At 49.6% G+C, this 23,727-nt stretch carries 22 protein-coding genes and 1 other annotated feature; of the genes, 12 read left to right on the top strand and 10 right to left on the bottom strand.

The genetic code is table 11. The features are described 5' to 3' along the window. Positions 1-13 precede the first annotated feature (13 nt). Positions 14-418, bottom strand: a complete 405-nt coding sequence (locus tag K0335_RS03520; protein ID WP_002431519.1) for a YkgJ family cysteine cluster protein — start codon at positions 416-418, stop codon at positions 14-16. Between the two features lie 281 nt (positions 419-699). Here K0335_RS03520 and ompW point away from each other — a divergent pair, with 281 nt between their 5' ends. After that, on the top strand, positions 700-1,353 hold the full coding sequence (gene ompW / locus K0335_RS03515; RefSeq protein WP_000737215.1) for an outer membrane protein OmpW: 654 nt from the start codon (positions 700-702) through the stop codon (positions 1,351-1,353). Between the two features lie 50 nt (positions 1,354-1,403). Here ompW and trpA read toward each other — a convergent pair whose 3' ends face one another. From trpA to trpL, 6 genes are all read right to left on the bottom strand, one after another. Then, positions 1,404-2,210 carry a tryptophan synthase subunit alpha gene (gene trpA, locus K0335_RS03510; protein WP_104919816.1) on the bottom strand — a complete coding sequence of 269 codons (807 nt, stop codon included), beginning with the start codon at positions 2,208-2,210 and terminating at the stop codon, positions 1,404-1,406. Beyond that, on the bottom strand, positions 2,210-3,403 hold the full coding sequence (trpB, locus tag K0335_RS03505) for a tryptophan synthase subunit beta (protein ID WP_000209513.1): 1,194 nt from the start codon (positions 3,401-3,403) through the stop codon (positions 2,210-2,212). The genes trpA and trpB overlap by 1 nt, the downstream gene beginning before the upstream one ends. An 11-nt stretch (positions 3,404-3,414) precedes the next feature. Next, a complete protein-coding gene (trpCF, locus tag K0335_RS03500; protein ID WP_176913004.1) occupies positions 3,415-4,776 on the bottom strand; it encodes a bifunctional indole-3-glycerol-phosphate synthase TrpC/phosphoribosylanthranilate isomerase TrpF in 1,362 nt (453 codons plus the stop codon). Further along, complete coding sequence (trpD, locus tag K0335_RS03495) at positions 4,777-6,372, bottom strand: bifunctional anthranilate synthase glutamate amidotransferase component TrpG/anthranilate phosphoribosyltransferase TrpD (protein ID WP_000763524.1); 1,596 nt, start codon at positions 6,370-6,372, stop codon at positions 4,777-4,779. After that, complete coding sequence (gene trpE / locus K0335_RS03490) at positions 6,372-7,934, bottom strand: anthranilate synthase component I (RefSeq protein WP_219393729.1); 1,563 nt, start codon at positions 7,932-7,934, stop codon at positions 6,372-6,374. Before trpE ends, trpD begins: the two co-directional genes overlap by 1 nt. A 21-nt stretch (positions 7,935-7,955) precedes the next feature. Then, positions 7,956-8,049 (bottom strand) — a sequence feature (Trp leader region). After that, complete coding sequence (gene trpL, locus K0335_RS03485) at positions 8,026-8,070, bottom strand: trp operon leader peptide (protein ID WP_001700591.1); 45 nt, start codon at positions 8,068-8,070, stop codon at positions 8,026-8,028. (Overlaps the previous feature by 24 nt.) A gap of 136 nt (positions 8,071-8,206) precedes the next feature. Here trpL and rnm point away from each other — a divergent pair, with 136 nt between their 5' ends. The 4 genes from rnm (at position 8,207) to rluB (ending at position 12,713) form a co-directional block, all read left to right on the top strand. Further along, positions 8,207-9,088, top strand: a complete 882-nt coding sequence (rnm, locus tag K0335_RS03480; protein ID WP_002431520.1) for an RNase AM — start codon at positions 8,207-8,209, stop codon at positions 9,086-9,088. Further along, the gene (locus K0335_RS03475) at positions 9,085-9,705 is read left to right on the top strand and encodes an L-threonylcarbamoyladenylate synthase (protein ID WP_001295575.1); all 621 of its coding nucleotides are present in this window, start codon (positions 9,085-9,087) and stop codon (positions 9,703-9,705) included. Before rnm ends, K0335_RS03475 begins: the two co-directional genes overlap by 4 nt. A gap of 27 nt (positions 9,706-9,732) precedes the next feature. Then, entirely contained in the window at positions 9,733-11,628 is a 1,896-nt protein-coding gene (locus K0335_RS03470) for a DUF2207 domain-containing protein (RefSeq protein WP_104919814.1), read from the top strand. A 212-nt stretch (positions 11,629-11,840) separates the two neighbouring features. Next, positions 11,841-12,713, top strand: coding sequence for a 23S rRNA pseudouridine(2605) synthase RluB (gene rluB, locus K0335_RS03465; protein WP_001291205.1), 873 nt, complete (start codon positions 11,841-11,843; stop codon positions 12,711-12,713). A gap of 39 nt (positions 12,714-12,752) precedes the next feature. Here rluB and cobO read toward each other — a convergent pair whose 3' ends face one another. Both cobO and K0335_RS03455 read right to left on the bottom strand, forming a co-directional pair. After that, entirely contained in the window at positions 12,753-13,343 is a 591-nt protein-coding gene (gene cobO / locus K0335_RS03460; RefSeq protein ID WP_001278875.1) for a cob(I)yrinic acid a,c-diamide adenosyltransferase, read from the bottom strand. Then, a complete protein-coding gene (locus tag K0335_RS03455; protein ID WP_104919813.1) occupies positions 13,340-14,098 on the bottom strand; it encodes a YciK family oxidoreductase in 759 nt (252 codons plus the stop codon). Before K0335_RS03455 ends, cobO begins: the two co-directional genes overlap by 4 nt. 223 nt (positions 14,099-14,321) lie before the next feature. Here K0335_RS03455 and sohB point away from each other — a divergent pair, with 223 nt between their 5' ends. Then, the gene (gene sohB, locus K0335_RS03450; RefSeq protein ID WP_000422031.1) at positions 14,322-15,371 is read left to right on the top strand and encodes a protease SohB; all 1,050 of its coding nucleotides are present in this window, start codon (positions 14,322-14,324) and stop codon (positions 15,369-15,371) included. 34 nt (positions 15,372-15,405) lie between these two features. Here the strand turns inward: sohB and K0335_RS03445 are convergent, their stop codons facing one another. Next, positions 15,406-15,657, bottom strand: a complete 252-nt coding sequence (locus K0335_RS03445; protein WP_001224304.1) for a YciN family protein — start codon at positions 15,655-15,657, stop codon at positions 15,406-15,408. Between the two features lie 381 nt (positions 15,658-16,038). Here K0335_RS03445 and topA point away from each other — a divergent pair, with 381 nt between their 5' ends. The 6 genes from topA (at position 16,039) to acnA (ending at position 23,675) form a co-directional block, all read left to right on the top strand. Then, positions 16,039-18,636 carry a type I DNA topoisomerase gene (gene topA / locus K0335_RS03440; protein WP_104919812.1) on the top strand — a complete coding sequence of 866 codons (2,598 nt, stop codon included), beginning with the start codon at positions 16,039-16,041 and terminating at the stop codon, positions 18,634-18,636. A gap of 208 nt (positions 18,637-18,844) precedes the next feature. Continuing rightward, positions 18,845-19,819 carry an HTH-type transcriptional regulator CysB gene (gene cysB / locus K0335_RS03435; RefSeq protein ID WP_000776238.1) on the top strand — a complete coding sequence of 325 codons (975 nt, stop codon included), beginning with the start codon at positions 18,845-18,847 and terminating at the stop codon, positions 19,817-19,819. 320 nt (positions 19,820-20,139) lie between these two features. After that, complete coding sequence (locus K0335_RS03430; RefSeq protein ID WP_001139018.1) at positions 20,140-20,268, top strand: YmiA family putative membrane protein; 129 nt, start codon at positions 20,140-20,142, stop codon at positions 20,266-20,268. Between the two features lie 3 nt (positions 20,269-20,271). Further along, entirely contained in the window at positions 20,272-20,439 is a 168-nt protein-coding gene (locus K0335_RS03425; protein ID WP_000258625.1) for a hypothetical protein, read from the top strand. 290 nt (positions 20,440-20,729) lie between these two features. Then, positions 20,730-20,825, top strand: coding sequence for a small membrane protein YmiC (gene ymiC / locus K0335_RS22410; RefSeq protein WP_223663846.1), 96 nt, complete (start codon positions 20,730-20,732; stop codon positions 20,823-20,825). A gap of 174 nt (positions 20,826-20,999) precedes the next feature. Further along, positions 21,000-23,675, top strand: a complete 2,676-nt coding sequence (gene acnA / locus K0335_RS03420; RefSeq protein ID WP_219393728.1) for an aconitate hydratase AcnA — start codon at positions 21,000-21,002, stop codon at positions 23,673-23,675. Positions 23,676-23,727 lie beyond the last annotated feature (52 nt).

Here is a 23,727-nt window from a genome sequence, read left to right as displayed (position 1 = left end):
GTTTTTGCAGGTGTTAATTAGCCGGCAATTGTACCCTGGTTAATGCCTCAGTGGCAGCATCTGCACTTGTATGGAAAGGCATATCTTTGTAAAGCAGTGGTAATCCGTACCATGCTCGGGCACGATTACAGGCCTCGTTGATTTCCCCTGCTTCGCCAGAAATGCTGAATTCCCGACAGGTTGAGGGTCTGTCTGGATAAATTTTGCAGCTCACCGATTCCCCAGGCGTTCCGTCAAGGGCAATGCAGCGGCAGGGTTTTTGCTTTGTTCCTGCCATACAACGCAAAAAAGGACTGACGGGCTCAGTCAATTCCACCGGAACGCAACCTCCAGCATCACTACCTTCAGCCCAGTAAAAAGAGACACGGAAAAAAGCACAACACGCTCCACACGACATACATGGATTAAGATCGCTCATGATTTCACCTGCAACAATGAAACGATTCATTAATAACGTGGGAAAATAAATTAGTCATCTCTTTCGGTAAGCGCAAGAGGGAAGCAAAAGAATATTTCCGTAAGGGGAATATATCGAATTTGATTTAAATCATTTTAACCAGGATTTGCAATGCAAGTTATAAATTAATCTGGATCAAAAAATGGTGAATTAACAAATGTAATGTGATCTATGTAGGATCATTTGTTACTCCAATGTGGGTATATTCGTCACGTTTTTATAACCATAACGACGGAGCGGATATGAAAAAGTTAACAGTGGCGGCTTTGGCAGTAACAACTCTTCTCTCTGGCAGTGCCTTTGCGCATGAAGCAGGCGAATTTTTTATGCGTGCTGGTTCGGCGACTGTGCGCCCGACAGAAGGTGCGGGCGGGACACTGGGAAGTCTGGGGGGATTTAGTGTAACTAATAACACTCAGTTGGGGCTGACCTTCACTTATATGGCGACCGATAACATTGGTGTGGAATTGCTGGCGGCATCGCCGTTTCGTCATAAGGTTGGCACAGCCACAACTGGAGATATTGCAACAGTCCACCATTTACCGCCAACGCTGATGGCACAATGGTATTTTGGCGATTCCGGCAGTAAATTCCGTCCTTACATTGGTGCGGGTATTAATTACACCACCTTTTTTAATAATGACTTCAATGACACAGGTGAAGGTCTTGGTTTATCCGACCTTAGTCTGAAAGATTCATGGGGTGTGGCAGGACAAGTCGGTGTGGATTACCTCATCAACCGTGACTGGCTGCTGAATATGTCGGTTTGGTACATGGATATCGATACCGATGTGAAATATAAATCCAACGGCGCAGTGCTGCCTGCAGGACGCTATTCTGACAACGTACGCCTCGACCCGTGGGTATTTATGTTCTCTGCAGGTTACCGCTTCTAATTTTTTACCATCAATAAACCGCCAGATGTTTTCTGGCGGTTTGCCTCGTACTAACTGCGCGTCGCTGCTTTCATCGGTTGTACAAAAGCTTTCAGTGCCGCCAGCATTTTCTCTGGCTCATTAATATGTTGCTCGATGATTTTAATAATTGCCGAACCAGAAATCGCGCCCGCAGCTCCTGCATCAATCGCTGCTTTTACCTGATCCGGGGCGGAAATACCAAATCCTTGCAATGGAGGCGCAGCGTTGTACTCTTTCAGCTTCGCAACCAGATGATTGAGAGGTAACGCGGCGCGGTTTTCAGCTCCGGTCACGCCCGCACGCGACAATAAATAGGTGTAACCACGGCCATAAGACGCAATCTGGCGCAGTAAATCCTCGTCGGCATTCGGCGGGCAAATAAAGATAGGTGCGACATTATGGCGCAACGCGGCCTGGCGGAAGGGCGCAGACTCTTCCACGGGCACATCGGCAACCAGCACCGAATCGACGCCGACCTTCTCGCACTGGGCGTAAAACTCATCAATGCCTTTGTTAAACACCAGATTGGCATACATCAAAAGGCCGATCGGAATGGTCGGGTGCTTCTGGCGAATGAGTGCCAGCATCTCAAAGCACTGCGCCGGGGTTACTCCCGCCGCAAAAGCACGCAGTGTGGCGTTTTGAATCGTCGGGCCATCTGCCAGCGGGTCGGAGAAGGGGATGCCTAACTCCAGCGCGTCAGCACCGGCTTCAATTAGCGCATCGATAATTTTCAGCGACTGCTCAATGCCCGGATCACCGAGCGTGACGAAAGGAACGAATGCGCCTTCTTTGCGCTCCTTCAACTGGGCAAACAGAGATTCGTAGCGTTCCATCAGATTTCCCCTCGTGCTTTCAAAATATCGTGAACGGTGAAGATGTCTTTATCGCCGCGACCGGAAAGGTTAACTACCAGCAACTGCTCTTTTTCCGGGTTTTCGCGCATCATTTTCAGTGCGTGAGCCAGCGCATGTGAGGATTCCAGCGCCGGGATAATCCCTTCATGCAGGCAGAGCGTTTTGAAGGCTTCAAGGGCTTCATCATCGGTAATTGACACGTAATCAGCGCGTCCAGTGCTGTTAAGATACGCGTGTTGTGGGCCGACAGACGGGAAATCCAGCCCCGCGGAGATGGAGTAAGATTCTTCAATCTGCCCGTCTTCGGTTTGCATCATCGGCGCTTTCATACCGAAATAGATGCCCACGCGACCATGTTTTAACGGTGCGCCGTGCTCGCCAGTTTCGATACCGTGACCACCAGGCTCCACGCCGATCAGCCCGACGTCGGTTTCGTTGATGAAATCTGCAAACATGCCGATGGCATTCGAACCGCCGCCAACACAGGCAATAACGGCATCCGGCAGACGACCTTCTCTTTCCAGAATCTGCGCTTTCGTTTCTTCGCCAATCATCCGCTGAAACTCACGCACAATGGTCGGGTAAGGATGCGGGCCAGCTGCAGTGCCCAGCATATAGTGCGCGGTTTCATAACTGCCGGACCAGTCGCGTAGCGCCTCATTACAGGCATCTTTCAGCGTCGCGGAACCGCTATGCACCGGGATCACTTCCGCACCCATCAAACGCATACGAAAAACGTTAGGCGACTGGCGTTCAACGTCTTTGGCACCCATATAAATACGGCATTTCAGGCCGAGCAGGGCGCTGGCAAGCGCAGAAGCCACGCCATGCTGACCTGCACCGGTTTCGGCAATAATTTCAGTTTTACCCATCCGCTTCGCCAGTAAAGCCTGGCCCAGCACCTGGTTAGTTTTATGCGCGCCGCCGTGCAGCAAATCTTCACGCTTCAGATACAGCGTGGTGTTCGTCCCGGCTGTAATGTTCTGACATTTGGTCAGCGCGGTTGGGCGCCCGGCATAGTTTTTCAGCAGGTCGTTGAACTGGGCCTGAAATTCAGGATCTTTTTGCGCGCTGACAAAAGCTTCTTCCAGCTGGCGCAGAGCAGGCATCAGGATTTGTGGCACGTACATGCCGCCAAACTCACCAAAATACGGGTTAAGTAATGTTGTCATTGTTCCTTTCCTTAATATGCGCGCAGCGTCTGGAATACCGAGGCCAAAAGACGTGCGTCTTTGATGCCCGGTTGCGACTCTACAGCAGAATTAAAATCAAGCCCGGCGCAGCCGGTTTGTGCCGCTTCCACGCAGTTATCTGCGCCTAAGCCGCCCGCCAGCAGAACGTTGCCAAGCGATTGACCGTTTAACAGTGACCAGTCGAAACGTTGTCCGCTCCCGCCCTGACCATTGTCGAATACATATTTATCGATGTGCTGAAAATCGCGCGCGGGAAGAGTTTCACCGACACTTAAAGCCTTCCAGATGGCGACGTTTGCTGGCAGAGCCTCACGCAGCGTATCGATATACAGCTGATCTTCATTACCATGCAGTTGCACTGCCGTCAGCGATAACACCTTAGCTTTGTCCACCAGATCGGCAATATCGTGATTGCGGAACACGCCAACATACTGCAACGGTGCTGCAGCCATCACTTCCTGCGCCTCTTCAATGCTGACGCAACGCGGTGACGTTGTAACAAATATCAATCCACCGTAAATCGCACCCGCGTCATAAGCTGCTTTAGCATCTTCCCCACGCGTCAGACCACATACTTTATTCTCACCCAGCAACACCTGGCGCACGGCGGCGTTCAAATCGTCATGGGCCATCAACGCCGAACCAATTAAAAAGCCGTTAGCGAAGTGGCTTAACTCACGCACCTGGCCGTAAGTATTAATGCCGGATTCGCTGATCACCGTCACGTTGTGCCCCAATTTCGGCGCAAGCTCGCGGGTACGGTTAAGATCAATCGACAAATCACGCAGATCGCGGTTGTTAATGCCAACGACTTTTGCTCCCAATGCAATGGCGCGCTCCAGCTCCTCTTCATTACTGACTTCGGTCAGCACGCCCATCTCCAGACTGTGGGCTACAGCAGCGAGCTGGCGATACTGATCGTCGTCCAGCACCGACAGCATTAATAAACAGGCATCGGCCTGGTAATAGCGCGCCAGATAGATCTGGTAAGGGTCGATAATAAAGTCTTTACATAAAATCGGTTGCGGGGCGATTTGGCTGACAATGGGGAGGAAATCAAAGCTCCCCTGGAAATATTTCTCATCAGTCAGTACAGAAATTGCCGAAGCGTAATGCTTATAAATGGCGGCAATGCGTGCCGGATCGAAATCATCACGGATCACGCCTTTTGACGGCGACGCTTTCTTGCACTCCAGAATAAACGCCGTGCGTGCACCCTGTAGCGCATCATAAAAATGTCGCGTGCTCGGCTGAACCTTATTCTGAAAACTGGCCAGCGGTTGCTGCTGTTTGCGGGCTTCTACCCAAATCGCCTTGTCTGCGACGATTTTCGCTAAAACGGTTTGCATCATTTACCCTCGTGCCGCCAGTGCGGTGACTCTGTCGTAAGCGGAACCACTGCGCAGTACCTCAAGAACGGTTTGCGCATTGGCTTGCAGATCTTCATGGCCATGCAGGCGCATTAACATGGCGACATTCGCCGCGACGGCTGCTTCATGGGCGGCGTCGCCTTTACCTTGTAACAAGCGTGTTAAAATGTCACGGTTTTCTTCCGGTGTTCCGCCTGCCAGTTGCTCCTGATGGTAGGGTGTCAGGCCAAAATCTTCAGCGGTCAACTGATAGCTCTTAATTTCGCCGTCATGCAGTTCGGCAACGATTGTCGGCGCGTGTAATGAAACTTCATCCATCCCCCCGCTGTGCACCACCGCTGCGCGTTGATACCCCAGCACGCGCAAGGTTTCGGCAATTGGCAGCACCAGTTCCGGGCTGTAGACACCAATTAGCGCCAGCGGCGGATGCGCCGGGTTAATCAGTGGCCCCAGCACGTTGAACAGGGTGCGGGTTTTCAGTTGCTGGCGAACCGGCATCGCATGGCGAAATCCGGTGTGATATTTCGGCGCAAAGAGGAAACAGACGCCTAACTCATCCAGCGCCTGGCGCGATTTATCAGCGTTCATATCAAGATTAATACCGAATGCCGCCAGCAGATCCGACGAGCCGGATTTACTGGAGACGCTGCGGTTACCGTGTTTCGCCACTTTCAGCCCACAGGCCGCGGCGACAAACGCACTGGCGGTAGAAATATTGATACTGTTGCTGCCGTCACCGCCGGTGCCGACGATATCGGCAAACAGATAATCAGGGCGTGGGAACGGCGCGGCGTTTTCCAGTAGCGCCGTTGCTGCTCCGGCGATTTCGTTTGGGTGCTCGCCGCGAATTTTCATGCTGACCAATGCAGCCGCCAGTTGTTCCGGCTTCAGCTCGCCACGTACCACCGCTGAAAACAGCTGGTGGCTTTCTTGTTGGCTAAGCGTCTGTGCCTGATACAGTTTTTCCAGAATCGGTTGCAGCGTGTTGGTTGGCTCTAGTTTCTGCTGCGCCCAGGCCAGCGTTTGTTCCAGCAGGCGAGCGCCCTGGGTGGTGAGAATGGATTCCGGATGGAACTGGAATCCACAAACGCGATCCGCATCATGACGCACCGCCATCACCATGCCGTTAAAATGGGCATTGATGGTTAAACCTGCCGGAATGTTACTGCCAACCAACGAGTGATAACGCGCTACCGGCAATGGATTTGTTAATCCGGCAAACATCGCCTGACCGTCGTGTTCAATGCTGGATGCTTTACCGTGCAGAATTTCGCCCGCCTGACCGACATACCCCCCGTAAGCTTCGACAATCGCCTGATGACCGAGGCAAATGCCGATAATTGGCAGCTTGCCGCGCAGTCGGGTGAGGAGTTCCGGCATACAACCGGCCTCACTCGGCACACCGGGGCCAGGAGAAAGCATCAGCACCGGATTGCTCATGGTCGCCAGACGTTCAATTAATGTTTGCGCTGGGATATGGTTGCGGTAAATCACCACGTTATGCCCATTGCTGCGCAACTGATCTGCCAGGTTATAAGTAAAAGAGTCGATATTATCGAGCAGCAGAATGTCAGCCATCAGAAAGTCTCCTGTGCATGATGCGCGGTGGCGATAGCGCGCAGTACAGCGCGGGCTTTATTACGGGTTTCGTCGGCTTCCGACTGCGGAACAGAATCAAGGACTACGCCAGCACCGGCTTGCACGGTGGCGATACCGTTTTCCACCAGCGCCGAACGGATGACAATGCAGGTGTCGAGATCGCCGTGCGCGGTGAAATAACCTACTGCGCCGCCGTAGCTGCCGCGTCGACGACCTTCCGCTTCGGCAATTAACTGCATGGCGCGCACTTTCGGGGCACCGCTTAACGTGCCCATATTCATACAGGCGCGGTAAGCGTGCAGGGCGTCAAGATCGTGGCGCAGCTCACCGACCACGCGGGAGACGAGATGCATCACGTAAGAGTAACGGTCAACTTTGGTGAGATCGGCTACGTAGCGGCTGCCAGGAGTGCAAATGCGTGCCAGATCATTACGGGCGAGATCCACCAGCATCAGATGTTCAGAAAGCTCTTTATGGTCGGTACGCATCTCCAGTTCAATGCGGCTGTCGAGGTCTCTGTCCAGTGAACCATCGGCACGACGACCGCGTGGACGTGTTCCGGCAATCGGGTAGATCTCAATCTGGCGGCTGGAGGCGTCATACTTGAGCGAACTTTCCGGCGACGCGCCGAACAGGGTGAAATCATTATCCTGCATAAAAAACATGTACGGGCTGGGATTACTCTTTTTCAGCACGTAATAGGCCGCCAGCGATGACGGGCAGGGCAGTGAGAAACGGCGAGATGGCACGACCTGGAAAATTTCTCCGGCGCGAATCGCTTTTTGCAACGAACGTACTACGCCACCGAACTCTTCATCGCTCTGATTACATTCACAATGCATATGCGGCACGGAAACTACCGGCAGCGGCGGCGCGGTTTCGGTCAGTTGCTGGCGAAGTTCGTTCAGGCGAGCAGTGAGACGTTGTTTTTCTTCTTCATTTTGACCAAACAGGCTGGCCTGAATACGGGTACTTTTTTTCTGATGATCGATAACCATCAGCGTTTCAGCGAGATAAAAACAGAAATCAGGGCAGTTATTTTCCGCTGCCAGTTGCGGTAAATCTTCAAACCCCGCCACAAGGTCATAAGAGAACAGGCCGCCAAAGAACATCGCTTCCCGTTCTTCCTTCGGTACATTCAACAGATTCTGCAATAAGCGGAAAGCGTCAAAAACTGAAAGAGAGCATAAGCGGGCGTCTTCATCCAGCAATGGACTGACCGGAGGGAAGCGCAGCACGCGGCAGTTTGGTGATTGTTCATTTTCCACACCCGCAGGCAGGGCGTTATCCAGTAATGCCAGAAGAGCTTCGCCATTGCCGGAAAGCGCCTGAATAGTGACAGTGTCACCTGATGCTGTAATGCGCAGCGCACTGTCCACTAGCAATAGACTTTTTAAATCATCTTTGCTGTCGATATCTGCGGATTCCAGCAGCAGCGTTGCCGGACGATCCCCACACAACTGATGAAAAAGTGCGGTCGGATTATCGCGATAAGCACCTTCGCAGGTTAACAGTTCGAGAGTCAGTTTTTGTGTTTGCATTGTTATTCTCTAATTTTGTTCAAAAAAAAGCCCGCTCATTAGGCGGGCTGGGTATCTGGTTGCTTTACGCATGGTGAATACACTGCCCGTTTCAGGAAGTGCGCCACCAACCTTTCAGTACGAAAATCGCTTTCATTGTCGATACCCTTTTTACGTGAACTTGCGTACTAGTTAACTGGTTCGATGATTAATTGTCAACAGCTCATTTCAGAATATTTGCCAGAACCGTTATGATGTCGGCGCAAAAACATTATCCAAAACGGGAGTGCGCCTTGAGCGACACGAATTACGCAGTGATTTATGACCTGCACAGCCATACCACAGCTTCCGATGGCTGCCTGACGCCAGAAGCATTGGTGCACCGTGCAGTCGAGATGCGCGTCGGCACCCTGGCGATCACCGACCATGACACCACAGCGGCAATCGCGCCAGCAAGAGAAGAAATTTCACGTTCAGGACTGGCACTGAATCTTATTCCTGGCGTGGAAATATCCACCGTCTGGGAAAATCATGAAATTCATATTGTCGGGCTGAATATTGATATTACTCATCCGCTAATGTGTGAGTTCCTCGCGCAGCAGACAGAACGGCGCAATCAGCGGGCGAAGTTAATTGCCGAAAGACTTGAAAAAGCGCAAATACCTGGGGCGCTGGAAGGCGCGCAACGACTGGCGCAGGGCGGTGCGGTGACGCGCGGTCATTTTGCTCGTTTCTTGGTTGAATGTGGCAAAGCCAGTTCAATAGCGGATGTCTTTAAAAAATATCTGGCACGCGGGAAAACCGGATACGTTCCGCCACAGTGGTGTACAATAGAACAAGCTATTGATGTCATTCATCATTCTGGCGGTAAGGCGGTGCTAGCTCATCCTGGGCGGTACAATCTTAGTGCTAAATGGCTGAAAAGATTGGTTGCGCATTTTGCCGAACACCACGGCGACGCGATGGAAGTCGCGCAGTGCCAGCAATCGCCCAATGAACGCACCCAGCTGGCGACACTTGCGCGTCAGCATCATTTATGGGCATCACAAGGATCTGATTTTCATCAGCCATGCCCGTGGATCGAACTGGGTCGTAAACTCTGGCTGCCCGCAGGCGTTGAAGGCGTCTGGCAGCTATGGGAACAGCCGCAGAACACCACAGAGAGGGAATTATGAGCCAGTTTTTTTATATTCATCCTGATAACCCGCAGCAACGTCTGATCAACCAGGCGGTGGAGATCGTGCGTAAAGGCGGGGTGATTGTTTATCCAACTGATTCCGGCTATGCGCTGGGCTGTAAAATTGAAGATAAAAACGCCATGGAGCGTATTTGTCGTATTCGCCAGCTGCCGGACGGTCACAACTTTACCCTGATGTGTCGCGATCTTTCTGAACTCTCGACCTATTCATTTGTCGATAACGTTGCGTTTCGTTTGATGAAAAACAATACGCCGGGTAACTACACTTTCATCCTGAAGGGGACGAAGGAAGTGCCACGCCGTCTGTTGCAGGAAAAACGCAAAACCATCGGTATGCGTGTGCCTTCTAACCCGATTGCGCAGGCGTTGCTTGAAGCATTGGGCGAACCGATGCTTTCCACATCACTGATGCTACCTGGCAGCGAATTTACCGAGTCTGATCCGGAAGAAATTAAAGACCGTCTGGAAAAACAGGTGGATTTGATTATTCACGGCGGCTATCTCGGGCAGAAACCGACAACGGTTATTGATCTCACCGATGATACGCCGGTCGTGGTGCGTGAAGGCGTAGGTGATGTAAAGCCTTTCTTATAACAAATTGCGTTCCACGGATGGAAGACTATGGCAGGGAAGTTTCGCTGCATTTTGCTGTTGATAGTTGGGCTTTTTTTCTCTTCGTTGAGTTATCCGAAAAACACGGAGATCCCTTTTTATGAAGAAGGGATCTCGCTCTTTGATGTTGAAGCCACCCTGCAACTGGATGGGGTGCTCGACATCAAAGAGAACATTCATTTTCAGGCGCGAAATCAGCAGATTAAGCACGGATTTTATCGTGATTTACCACGACTCTGGATGCAGCCTGATGGGGACGCGGCACTGCTGAACTATCGTATTGTTGGCGTCACCCGTGACGGCGTTCCTGAACCCTGGCATCTTGACTGGCATATCGGTTTAATGAGTATTGTCGTGGGCGATAAACAACGTTTCTTGCCTCAAGGCGACTATCATTATCAAATTCATTATCAGGTTAAAAATGCTTTCCTGCGTGAGGGGGATTCTGATCTGCTAATCTGGAACGTGACCGGTAACAACTGGCCGTTTGAAATTTATAAGACCCGATTTTCTCTCCAGTTCTCTAATATTGCGGGTAATCCATTTAGCGAAATCGATCTCTTTACCGGAGAAGAGGGCGACACATATCGAAATGGCCGCATCCTTGAGGACGGAAGAATTGAATCCCGCGATCCGTTTTATCGTGAAGATTTCACGGTCCTCTACCGCTGGCCTCACGCTTTACTTGGTAATGCCCCGGCACCACAAACGACGAATATTTTCAGCCATCTTCTTTTACCCTCTACGTCATCGTTGTTAATTTGGTTTCCGTGTCTGTTCCTGGCGTGTGGATGGTTATATCTCTGGAAGCGCAGGCCGCAATTTACGCCGGTAGATGTGATTGAAACCGATGTCATTCCGCCAGATTACACGCCCGGAATGTTACGTCTCGATGCGAAGCTGGTTTACGACGATAAAGGTTTTTGTGCCGATATTGTAAATCTGATTGTGAAAGGAAAAATTCATCTGGAAGATCAGTATGACAAAAATCAGCAAACCCTGATCTGTGTTAATGAAGGTGCGACCAGAAATAATGCGGTATTACTGCCCGCAGAGCAGTTATTACTGGAAACGTTATTTCGTAAAGGTGACAAGGTCGTTCTTACGGGGGGGCGTAACAGAGTCTTACGCAGTGCATTTTTACGGATGCAGAAATTTTATCTGCCGCGTAAAAAGTCTTCGTTTTACCGACCTGATGCGTTTTTGCAATGGGGCGGAATGGCAATATTGGCGGTCATTCTCTACGGTAACCTGAGTCCCGTAGGCTGGGCAGGAATGAGTCTGGTAGGCGATATGTTTATTATGATCTGCTGGCTTCTTCCTTTCTTATTTTGTTCCCTTGATTTTTTGTTTGCACGCGATGATGACAAGCCTTGCGTTAATCGTGTAATCATCACTTTGTTTTTACCACTGATTTGTTCAGGTGTGGCTTTTTACTCTCTCTACATCAATGTCGGAGATGTATTCTTTTACTGGTATATGCCAGCGGGTTATTTTAGCGCTGTTTTCCTGACCGGTTATCTCACTGGCATGGGGTATATTTTTCTGCCAAAGTTTACCCAAACTGGGCAGCAACGTTATGCCCACGGTGAAGCTATCGTTAACTATCTTGCGCGTAAAGAGGCAGCAACACACAGTGGGCGGCGGAGGAAAGGGGAAACACGGAAACTGGATTACGCTTTGTTAGGTTGGGCGGTCTCGGCAAACCTTGGTAGAGAATGGGCAGCACGTATCACCCCATCACTCACAGCGGCTGTTCGCGCCCCGGAAATTGCCCGTAGTGGCGTTTTGTTCTCATTACAGATGCACCTGAGTCTGGGGGCCAATACCAGTTTGTTGGGGCGAAGTTATTCCGGTGGTGGTGCTGGCGGCGGTGCGGGTGGCGGAGGCGGTGGTGGCTGGTAATAAAGCTTATGTTAATCGAAACAAGCTTTAACCATAAAGATAGTGTAGTATGTTGCGCCTCAAAGCCAGGCCAGTTAAAACGTCGAGTCGTTTACTTAAGGCCTGAAGAGTTCAAACAGACTTTACTATCAGTGAGTCAGATGTAAGTTCTGACTCATTGTTGCACAAAAGCATATCAGACGCCTGGGAAGGCGACACCAAAAGGAAGCTCTATGAGCGAAAAGCTACAGAAAGTGCTGGCGCGTGCCGGCCACGGTTCTCGCCGTGAAATCGAATCTATTATTGAAGCCGGTCGTGTGAGTGTTGATGGCAAAATTGCTAAACTCGGCGATCGCGTTGAAATTACCCCTGGACTGAAAATCCGTATCGATGGTCACCTGATTTCGGTGCGTGAGTCCGCAGAACAAATTTGTCGCGTTCTGGCCTATTACAAACCTGAAGGTGAGTTGTGTACCCGTAACGATCCGGAAGGGCGTCCAACGGTATTTGACCGTCTGCCAAAGCTGCGTGGCGCACGCTGGATTGCCGTAGGTCGTCTGGACGTTAACACCTGTGGTCTGCTGCTGTTCACCACCGACGGTGAACTGGCAAACCGTTTAATGCATCCAAGCCGTGAAGTTGAACGTGAATATGCCGTGCGTGTATTTGGTCAGGTTGACGACGCGAAACTGCGTGATTTGAGTCGTGGCGTGCAGCTGGAAGATGGTCCGGCAGCCTTTAAAACCATTAAGTTCAGCGGCGGCGAAGGGATCAACCAGTGGTACAACGTTACTCTGACCGAAGGCCGTAACCGTGAAGTTCGTCGTCTTTGGGAAGCTGTTGGTGTGCAGGTGAGCCGTCTGATCCGCGTGCGTTACGGTGATATCCCACTGCCGAAAGGTCTGCCACGCGGTGGCTGGACTGAGCTGGATCTTGCCCAGACTAACTATCTGCGTGAGCTGGTGGAACTACCGCCAGAAACCAGCTCTAAAGTCGCTGTAGAAAAAGACCGTCGTCGTATGAAGGCGAATCAAATTCGTCGTGCGGTGAAACGTCACAGTCAGGTGAGCGGCGGTCGTCGTTCTGGTGGACGTAATAACGGTTAATCAAAGTATGCCGGACGTCATATCCGGCATTTTTACAGATTAATAATCGATCCCTATCTGCGCTTTTACACCGGCATCAAACGCATGTTTCACGGGGCGTAATTCACTTACCGTATCCGCCAGTTCAAGAATATCCCGATGACAACCACGACCCGTGATAATCACCGTCTGTTGATGTGGACGTTCATTTAACGCCTGCACCACTTCATCCAGTGGTAAATAGTCATACGCCACCATATACGTCAGCTCATCGAGCAAAACCATATCCAGTGAAGCATCTGCCAGCATTCGTTTGGCATGTTGCCAGACTTCACGGCAGGCCGCGGTATCAGATTCGCGGTTTTGCGTATCCCAGGTAAAGCCCGTTGCCATCACTTGAAACTCAACGCCGTGTGGTTCCAGCAGATTTCGTTCGCCATTAGGCCAGGTGCCTTTAATAAACTGCACGACGCCCACTTTTTTTCCGTGACCAACTGCGCGTGTTGCCGTACCAAATGCTGCGGTGGTTTTGCCTTTTCCATTGCCGGTAAAGACGATGATAATACCGCGTTCATCCTGGGCCTGGGCCACACGGGCATCCACTTTATCTTTTACACGCTGCTGACGCTGTTGGTAGCGTTCATCACTCATTGGGATATTCCTGGTTTACGGCCCGGTTGGGCGTCAAAGGTCATGCCGGTTTTACGGCGGCTGTCATCGCCCATCAGCCAGAGGTAGAGCGGCATGATATCAGCGGGTGTTTTAAGTTTCTGTGGATCTTCGGTCGGGAAGGCGCTTGCGCGCATTGCGGTGCGCGTACCACCTGGGTTAATGCAGTTGACGCGCAGGCGCTGCTGATATTCATCGGCCAGTACCTGCATCATCCCTTCGGTGGCAAATTTCGACGCTGCATAAGCGCCCCAGTTTGCACGCCCCTGACGTCCAACGCTTGATGAAGTAAAGACCAGTGAACCGGCGTCCGATTTGAGTAACAAAGGAAGCAGTGCCTGGGTGAGCATAAAGGTGGCATTAACGTTGACCTGCATGACGTCCTGCCAGACCTGCGGGTTTTGCTCGCTCATTGGGCAAACATCGCCGAGCAATCCGGCATTATGCAGCACGCCGTCCAGTCGTGGATAATTTGCAGAAATTTGGGTGGCCAGATGATAACAATCCTCAGATGAACAGGTAAGTAAGTCGAGGATATACCATTGGGTCTTGCGATCTGTTTCTTCGGTTATGGCTTTTGCCACCTGGCGTAATTTATCTTCGTTTCTTCCCAGTAAAATAACCGTTGCACCATAGCGCGCGTATGTTAGCGCTGCTTCACGACCAATACCGTCACTTGCTCCGGTGACCAGAATAATACGATCGTGCAATAAATCTTGTTTGGGTTGGTAATGCATAACGACTCCCTAACGGTCCAGCGGATCGTTTTGCCAGTTGGCTTTTTGTTACGACTTTGTGGTGTTATGCCTGAAACCCTCTATTTTTTCAATCAGCGGACGGAGATAAGGCGAAATATGAATATTTTGGCATTATTTGATTTGAGAAGATTCCCTGCGAGACGATGAAAAAGACCTGTTGTAAACTGAGCGAAAATTGCGTTGATAAACCAAGGTGGGACTTGTGGAATTGTTGTCTGAATATGGGCTTTTTTTAGCGAAAATCGTGACAGTTGTGCTGGCTATCGCCGCGATAGCCGCCATTATTGTCAATGTTGCGCAAAAGAATAAACGTCAGCGTGGAGAGCTGCGTATTACCCGGTTGAGCGAACAATATGAGGAGATGAAGGAAGAGCTGGCTACGGCGTTGATGGATGCACATCAACAGAAAATCTGGCACAAAGCGCAGAAGAAAAAACATAAACAAGAGGCCAAACTGGCAAAAGCGAAAGCCAAACAAGGTGAGACGCTTAGTTCAGATAAACCACGAGTATGGGTTCTGGACTTTAAAGGCAGTATGGATGCCCATGAAGTCACCGCTTTACGGGAAGAAATTACGGCTGTACTGGCAGTATATAAACCGCAGGATCAAGTGGTGGTTCGCCTGGAAAGCCCTGGCGGCGTGGTACACGGTTATGGTTTGGCAGCGTCACAGTTACAGCGGTTGCGAGATCACAATATTCCTTTGACTGTCACTGTTGATAAAGTAGCCGCCAGCGGTGGTTATATGATGGCCTGCGTGGCAGATAAAATTGTCTCTGCACCGTTTGCTATTGTTGGCTCCATTGGCGTGGTGGCGCAATTGCCTAACTTTAATCGCTTCCTGAAAAGCAAAGATATTGATATTGAGCTTCACACTGCGGGGCAATATAAACGCACATTGACGCTGCTGGGTGAAAATACCGAAGAAGGGCGCGAGAAATTCCGCGAAGAGCTGAACGAAACGCATCTGCTCTTTAAAGATTTTGTGAAGCGTATGCGTCCGTCTCTGGATATTGATCAGGTGGCAACAGGTGAACACTGGTATGGTCAACAGGCGCTGGAAAAAGGTCTGGTGGATGAAATTAATACCAGTGATGACGTAATTCTTGGCCTGATGAATGGTCGTGAAGTGGTCAATGTTCGTTATATGCAGCGCAAAAAGCTGCTGGACAGATTCACCGGAAGCGCAGCTGAAAGTGCGGACCGTCTGTTGCTACGCTGGTGGCAGCGTGGGCAAAAACCATTGATGTAAAAACAAACGCGAGGTTCAGGCCTCGCGTTTTGCTTTAATCAACAAGGTGATATTTTTCAGACAGTACGTGCGCGAGATGTTTAAACATATTAAATACGGCGGTACTTTTAGCAGTAGGTAATCCTTGCTCGTCTAAAAAGTAATCGCCACTGAAAACCAAAACACCATTGCGTTCAGTTACATCAGTAGCTTCAATTCCGGCCAGTGTATCCTCATGCTCACGGATGATTTTATTGGCTTCCTTGAGCAGTGTTTCACGATCGATGGGTTGAGTATCTTTGCGCATTATTTACTCCTTAAACAAGGACATTAGTCTACGCTCGGGAGATGAGATGGGCAAATATTCCGGTATTAACCCCAGGGCCTAAACACTGGCAAGATTTGCTTTTGAATGCTAATACAGTTGCGTAACGGATTTTATCAGGTACAGTGTGACGCTTTCGGCAAACTGGTAACAGATTTGCTTGACATTCGACCGAATTTCCGTCGTGCTATAGCGCTTGAAAACCCGACCTGTTAACTCAGTCACCTGACTCTATAGAGCACAAAGTCAGTATAAGGGGTTGATATCCGCCAGTTGCGAAACCATATCGACGTTTCGTCGCCAGCGGAAGGTGAATCAACGTGCGACGCATTCCTGGAAGAATCAAATTAGGTAAAGGTGAATATGGGTAAAGCTCTCGTCATCGTTGAGTCCCCGGCAAAAGCCAAAACGATCAACAAGTATCTGGGTAATGACTATGTGGTGAAATCCAGTGTTGGTCATATCCGTGATTTGCCGACCAGTGGCTCAACCGCTAAAAAGAGCGCCGACTCTACCTCCGCCAAAACGGCTAAAAAGCCTAAAAAGGATGAACGTGGCGCTCTGGTCAACCGTATGGGGGTTGATCCATGGCACAACTGGGAGGCGCACTATGAAGTGCTGCCTGGTAAAGAGAAAGTTGTCTCTGAACTCAAACAATTGGCTGAAAAAGCCGATCACATCTATCTCGCAACCGACCTTGACCGCGAAGGGGAAGCCATTGCCTGGCACCTGCGGGAAGTAATTGGTGGTGATGATGCGCGCTATAGTCGCGTTGTCTTTAATGAAATCACGAAAAACGCGATTCGTCAGGCCTTTGAAAAGCCTGGAGAGTTAAATATTGATCGTGTAAATGCCCAGCAGGCGCGTCGCTTTATGGACCGCGTGGTGGGATATATGGTCTCTCCACTGCTGTGGAAAAAGATCGCCCGCGGTCTCTCTGCGGGAAGGGTACAGTCCGTTGCTGTTCGTCTGGTGGTGGAGCGTGAGCGTGAAATTAAAGCCTTCGTCCCGGAAGAATTCTGGGAAGTAGACGCTAATACCACGACGCCTTCTGGCGATGCACTGGCATTACAGGTTACTCATCAGAACGACAAACCGTTCCGCCCGGTCAACAAAGAACAAACTCAGGCTGCGGTAAGTCTGCTGGAAAAAGCGCGCTACAGCGTGCTGGAACGTGAAGACAAACCGACAACCAGTAAACCTGGCGCTCCTTTTATTACCTCTACGCTGCAACAAGCTGCCAGCACCCGTCTTGGTTTTGGCGTGAAAAAAACCATGATGATGGCGCAGCGTTTGTATGAAGCAGGCTATATCACTTACATGCGTACCGACTCCACCAACCTGAGTCAGGACGCAGTAAATATGGTTCGCGGTTATATCAGCGATAATTTTGGTAAGAAATATCTGCCGGAAAGTCCGAATCAGTACTCCAGCAAAGAAAACTCACAGGAAGCGCACGAAGCGATTCGTCCTTCTGACGTCAATGTGATGGCGGAATCGCTGAAGGATATGGAAGCAGATGCGCAGAAACTGTACCAGTTAATCTGGCGTCAGTTCGTTGCCTGCCAGATGACCCCAGCGAAATATGACTCCACGACGCTGACCGTTGGTGCGGGCGATTTCCGCCTGAAAGCACGCGGTCGTATTTTGCGCTTTGATGGCTGGACGAAAGTGATGCCTGCGCTGCGTAAAGGCGATGAAGATCGTATCTTACCGGCAGTCGATAAAGGCGATGCTCTGACGCTCGTTGAACTGACACCAGCCCAGCACTTTACCAAGCCGCCAGCCCGTTTCAGTGAAGCATCGCTGGTTAAAGAGCTGGAAAAACGCGGTATCGGTCGTCCGTCTACCTATGCGTCGATCATTTCGACCATTCAGGATCGTGGCTATGTGCGTGTAGAAAACCGTCGTTTCTATGCGGAAAAAATGGGCGAAATCGTCACCGATCGCCTGGAAGAGAATTTTCGCGAATTGATGAATTACGACTTTACTGCGCAGATGGAAAACAGCCTCGACCAGGTGGCAAATCACGAAGCAGAGTGGAAAGCTGTACTGGATCACTTCTTCTCGGATTTCACTCAGCAGCTTGATAAAGCTGAAAAAGATCCGGAAGAGGGTGGTATGCGCCCAAATCAGATGGTTCTGACCAGCATCGACTGCCCGACCTGTGGTCGCAAAATGGGGATTCGTACCGCCAGCACGGGGGTATTCCTGGGCTGTTCCGGCTATGCGCTGCCACCGAAAGAGCGTTGCAAAACAACCATTAACCTGGTACCGGAAAACGAAGTTCTTAACGTGCTGGAAGGCGAAGACGCAGAAACCAACGCTTTGCGCGCCAAACGTCGTTGCCCGAAATGTGGCACGGCGATGGACAGCTATCTCATCGATCCGAAACGTAAATTGCATGTCTGTGGTAATAACCCAACCTGCGACGGTTACGAAATCGAAGAGGGCGAATTCCGCATTAAAGGTTATGACGGCCCGATCGTTGAGTGTGAAAAATGTGGTTCTGAAATGCACCTGAAAATGGGGCGTTTCGGTAAGTACATGGCCTGCACTAACGAAGAGTGTAAAAACACGCGTAAGATTTTACGTAATGGTGAAGTTGCGCCGCCGAAAGAAGATCCAGTTCCACTGCCAGAGCTGCCGTGTGAAAAATCGGATGCTTATTTCGTGCTGCGTGACGGTGCTGCTGGCGTCTTCCTTGCGGCTAACACCTTCCCGAAATCGCGTGAAACACGTGCGCCGCTGGTGGAAGAACTTTATCGCTTCCGCGACCGTCTGCCAGAAAAACTGCGCTATCTGGCGGATGCACCGCAGCAGGACCCAGCTGGTAATAAATCGATGGTCCGCTTTAGCCGCAAAACGAAGCAGCAATATGTCTCTTCGGAAAAAGAGGGTAAAGCTACTGGATGGTCCGCATTCTACATTGATGGTAAGTGGGTCGAAGGTAAGAAATAATTACCCACGGTAGTCAACTCCTCCAAAAGGGTCGCGGATGCGACCCTTTTTCGTGTAATTTCACTATTTTTTAATACTATCTATACAGCAAAGATATAAATGATATAGTGGTTATAGTTATCACTTTTCTTATTATTAAATCGTATTAGTGTCTCCTGCGAGACGGCTAAAAAACGATGAAGCGCCGGCACTAATTGGATGGTTTAACATGAAATTACAGCAACTTCGCTACATAGTTGAGGTGGTTAATCACAACCTTAATGTCTCCTCAACCGCTGAAGGGCTTTACACGTCGCAACCAGGTATCAGTAAACAAGTAAGAATGCTGGAAGATGAGTTGGGTATTCAGATTTTTGCCCGCAGCGGTAAACATCTTACCCAGGTCACTCCTGCAGGGCAGGAAATTATCCGCATTGCTCGTGAAGTTCTGTCGAAAGTTGATGCCATTAAATCTGTGGCAGGTGAACACACCTGGCCTGATAAAGGTTCGCTATATATAGCCACCACTCACACACAGGCACGATATGCATTGCCTGGTGTGATTAAGGGCTTTATCGAGCGCTATCCGCGCGTTTCTTTGCATATGCACCAGGGCTCGCCCACGCAGATTGCTGAAGCGGTTTCAAAAGGGAATGCAGATTTTGCTATTGCTACGGAAGCTCTTCACTTGTATGAAGATTTGGTTATGCTGCCTTGTTATCACTGGAATCGCTCGATTGTGGTGACACCAGAACACCCGTTAGCCACAAAAGGCTCCGTAACCATTGAAGAACTGGCGCAATACCCGCTGGTAACCTATACCTTTGGCTTCACCGGTCGTTCGGAGCTGGATACCGCTTTCAATCGTGCCGGGTTAACGCCGCGCATTGTTTTTACCGCCACTGATGCAGATGTTATTAAAACTTATGTTCGTTTAGGACTGGGTGTCGGGGTGATCGCCAGTATGGCAGTGGATGATGTTGCCGATCCAGACCTGGTGCGTGTTGATGCTCACGATATATTCAGTCACAGCACTACCAAAATCGGTTTCCGTCGTAGTACTTTTTTACGTAGCTATATGTATGATTTTATTCAGCGTTTTGCGCCACATTTAACACGTGATGTTGTTGATGCTGCCGTAGCATTGCGTTCTAATGAAGAAATTGAAGCAATGTTTAAAGACATCAAATTACCGGAAAAATAATCATTACCATTTTTATTCGGTATCTTTTTTTTAAAGATACCGAATATTTTCCTTTTTCATGACTCTTATCGCAAAAAAATAAAACCATGAATTTAACAAGGTAATTTTGGACTCAAAATAGTGGTTAAATACTCCTCTCGCAAATTTTGGCACTCATTTATTTAATTCCGCTCAAAAGATTGATTTATTCACTGGAAACGATTCGTAAATTGACTGGATTTTTGACTAAAGTTTATTTAGGATTTGTCTCATTGGATGATTAATTGTACCGATTAATTGGTGCGGAAATGATAAGTAATGTCGATTTGGAGAGGTCAGTAATGCCATCCGGAAACCAGCAACCACGCAGGGATCCTGAACTTAAACGCAAAGCATGGCTTGCCGTATTCCTCGGTTCTGCGCTGTTCTGGGTTGTTGTTGCTCTGTTGGTCTGGAAAGTGTGGGGATAATTGATGGTTACTCAGGAACAACAGCAGATAACTCCATTAGTTAAAACATGTGACTCCTCAGAGTACATACCGAACGGCATGGTTACCTGTATTCCCGAAAGCTGGGAGTTAACACCACAACAGCGTGCATTTATTGAAATGTGCGACGAAGATGAATTGCCAAAACAATAATAAAGTCGTTCTGATATACCCTAAATAATTCGGGTGGCAAGCGAGTGAGTTCGCAGGAGCTTGATTTCCGTAAATGAATCAGGGGTCGCATGAGTGAATTCGAACGTTGTTTGCAGTGGCTCTGTAAGAGAGGAAGCCCATGGATGGACTGAATAACTCACAGCCACAACACATACAACTTGAAGCATGGCGGGTATATATCATCAGTTTTCTGATTTTACTCATACACCACAGCAATACACGTTGAGAATATCTCAATACTGGTCCTAAAAAATGTCATGGTGTCGCCGATGAATACGACAAATATGAAGTACTGGTCATGGATCGGAGCGTTTTCGCTGTCATTCCTTTTCTGGGCTGAATTAATCTGGTACGTCTCTCGCTAATTCTTCCAAAATACTGCCGCCCGATGGTGTATCAACCATCGGGCTTACTCCTGACAGTTTCTCCCTCTTTTAACCTTTTGAGTTGTTATCAAAACGTTACATTTAGTTTGTGTTATCTTTAATACTACCCTGAGGAGAATCAGGGCATCGCAACCCTGTTATTAAGGAGGAGCTATGTCGTCAACCCTACGAGAAGCCTGTAAGGATACATTGCAGACGAATGATAAAACTTACCACTACTACAGTCTGCCCCTGGCCGCAAAATCAGTGGGTGATATTTCCCGTCTACCCAAGTCTCTCAAAGTACTGCTGGAAAACCTGCTACGTTGGCAGGATGGCGATTCTGTCACAGAAGAAGATATCCAGGCATTGGCCGGATGGTTGAAAAATGCCCATGCTGACCGTGAGATTGCGTATCGTCCGGCACGAGTTCTGATGCAAGATTTTACAGGTGTTCCGGCGGTGGTAGACCTGGCCGCCATGCGCGAAGCTGTAAAACGCTTAGGTGGTGATACTGCAAAAGTAAATCCACTGTCACCTGTTGATCTGGTTATTGACCACTCTGTAACTGTTGACCACTTTGGTGATGATGAAGCATTTGAAGAAAACGTGCGCCTGGAAATGGAGCGCAACCATGAGCGTTACGTTTTTCTGAAGTGGGGACAACAGGCCTTTAGTCGCTTTAGCGTTGTGCCGCCGGGAACAGGTATTTGCCATCAGGTGAATCTGGAATACCTGGGTAAAGCGGTATGGAGTGAATTACAGGATAAAGAATGGGTGGCCTATCCTGACACGCTGGTAGGCACCGACTCCCATACCACCATGATTAATGGACTTGGTGTACTGGGATGGGGCGTGGGAGGAATCGAAGCAGAAGCAGCGATGTTAGGGCAACCTGTTTCAATGCTCATCCCCGATGTGGTGGGATTTAAACTCAGCGGAAAATTACGTGAAGGAATAACTGCAACCGACCTTGTATTGACGGTCACTCAAATGCTGCGTAAGCATGGTGTTGTGGGTAAATTTGTTGAATTTTATGGTGATGGACTGGATTCGTTACCGCTGGCAGATCGCGCAACTATTGCCAACATGTCACCAGAATATGGTGCAACATGTGGTTTTTTCCCTATTGATGGCGTCACGCTGGAATATATGCGCTTAAGTGGTCGCAGTGAAGATCAAGTTCAACTGGTCGAAGCATATGCCAAAGCACAGGGAATGTGGCGTAATACCGGGGATGAGCCGGTATTTACCAGTACATTAGAACTGGATATGAATGATGTCGAAGCTAGTCTTGCCGGACCCAAACGTCCTCAGGATCGAGTTGCGTTGGCCGATGTACCAAAAGCCTTTGCAGCCAGTAGCGAACTTGAGTTGAATACAGCACAAAAAGATCGTCAGCCAGTCGATTATGTGATGAATGGTCACCATTATCAGTTACCTGATGGCGCCGTGGTGATCTCGGCGATAACTTCCTGTACTAATACCTCCAACCCCAGCGTTCTGATGGCTGCAGGATTACTGGCGAAAAAGGCCGTCACTCTTGGTTTGAAGCGACAGCCATGGGTTAAAGCCTCCCTGGCACCGGGCTCAAAAGTTGTCTCTGATTATCTGGCAAAAGCTAAGCTGACGCCGTATCTGGACGAATTAGGCTTTAATCTGGTGGGCTACGGTTGTACTACTTGTATTGGTAACTCTGGCCCATTGCCTGAACCTATCGAAAGTGCCATCAAAAAAGGCGATCTTACTGTGGGGGCGGTGCTTTCCGGTAACCGTAACTTTGAAGGCCGTATTCACCCCCTGGTTAAAACCAACTGGTTGGCTTCACCACCTCTGGTGGTCGCTTATGCGCTGGCGGGAAATATGAACATTAACCTGGCGAAAGATCCGCTGGGGCATGACCGCAAAGGCGATCCGGTTTATCTGAAAGATATCTGGCCTTCAGCACAAGAGATTGCCAGGGCTGTCGCGCTGGTTTCTTCTGAGATGTTCCGTAAAGAGTACGCTGAAGTGTTTGAAGGCACGCCGGACTGGAAAGCTATCCAGGTTGAACGTTCAGCAACTTATGAATGGCAACCTGACTCCACTTACATTCGTCTGTCACCGTTCTTCGACGAAATGGAGGCAACTCCCGCGCCAGTGCAGGATATTCACGGTGCACGGATTCTGGCAATGCTGGGAGATTCTGTAACAACTGACCATATTTCTCCGGCGGGAAGTATCAAACCTGATAGTCCAGCAGGACGTTATTTGCAAAGCCGTGGTGTAGAGCGTAAAGATTTCAACTCCTATGGTTCACGACGTGGTAATCACGAAGTGATGATGCGCGGAACGTTTGCCAATATTCGTATTCGCAATGAAATGGTGCCGGGCGTGGAGGGGGGAATGACGCGTCATATACCAGGAACTAATGTGATGCCTATTTACGATGCGGCAATGCTCTACCAGCAGGAAAAAACGCCACTGGCGGTGATAGCGGGTAAAGAGTATGGCTCCGGCTCCAGTCGTGACTGGGCGGCGAAAGGGCCTCGTTTACTGGGGATACGTGTGGTGATTGCGGAGTCTTTTGAGCGCATTCATCGCTCTAACTTGATCGGTATGGGGATATTGCCACTGGAGTTTCCACAAGGTGTGACACGCAAAACCCTGGGGTTGACCGGTGAAGAGATGATAGACATTGCCGACCTGCAAAATTTACAGCCAGGTGCGACAATTGAGGTGAAATTGACACGAGCTGATGGCAAACAAGACGTAATCCCTTGCCGCTGCCGAATCGACACAGGCACGGAACTTACCTATTACCAGAACGATGGCATATTGCACTATGTGATACGTAATATATTGAGTTAATTAATAAAAATGCCCGCAGGTACATAACCAGCGGGCATTAATAGCTCTACAT

Source organism: Escherichia sp. GZ89 (assembly GCF_019366485.1).
Lineage (GTDB): Bacteria > Pseudomonadota > Gammaproteobacteria > Enterobacterales > Enterobacteriaceae > Escherichia > Escherichia fergusonii.
The sequence above is the reverse complement of the archived record's forward strand: the minus strand, read 5'-3'. Positions and strand labels throughout refer to the sequence as shown.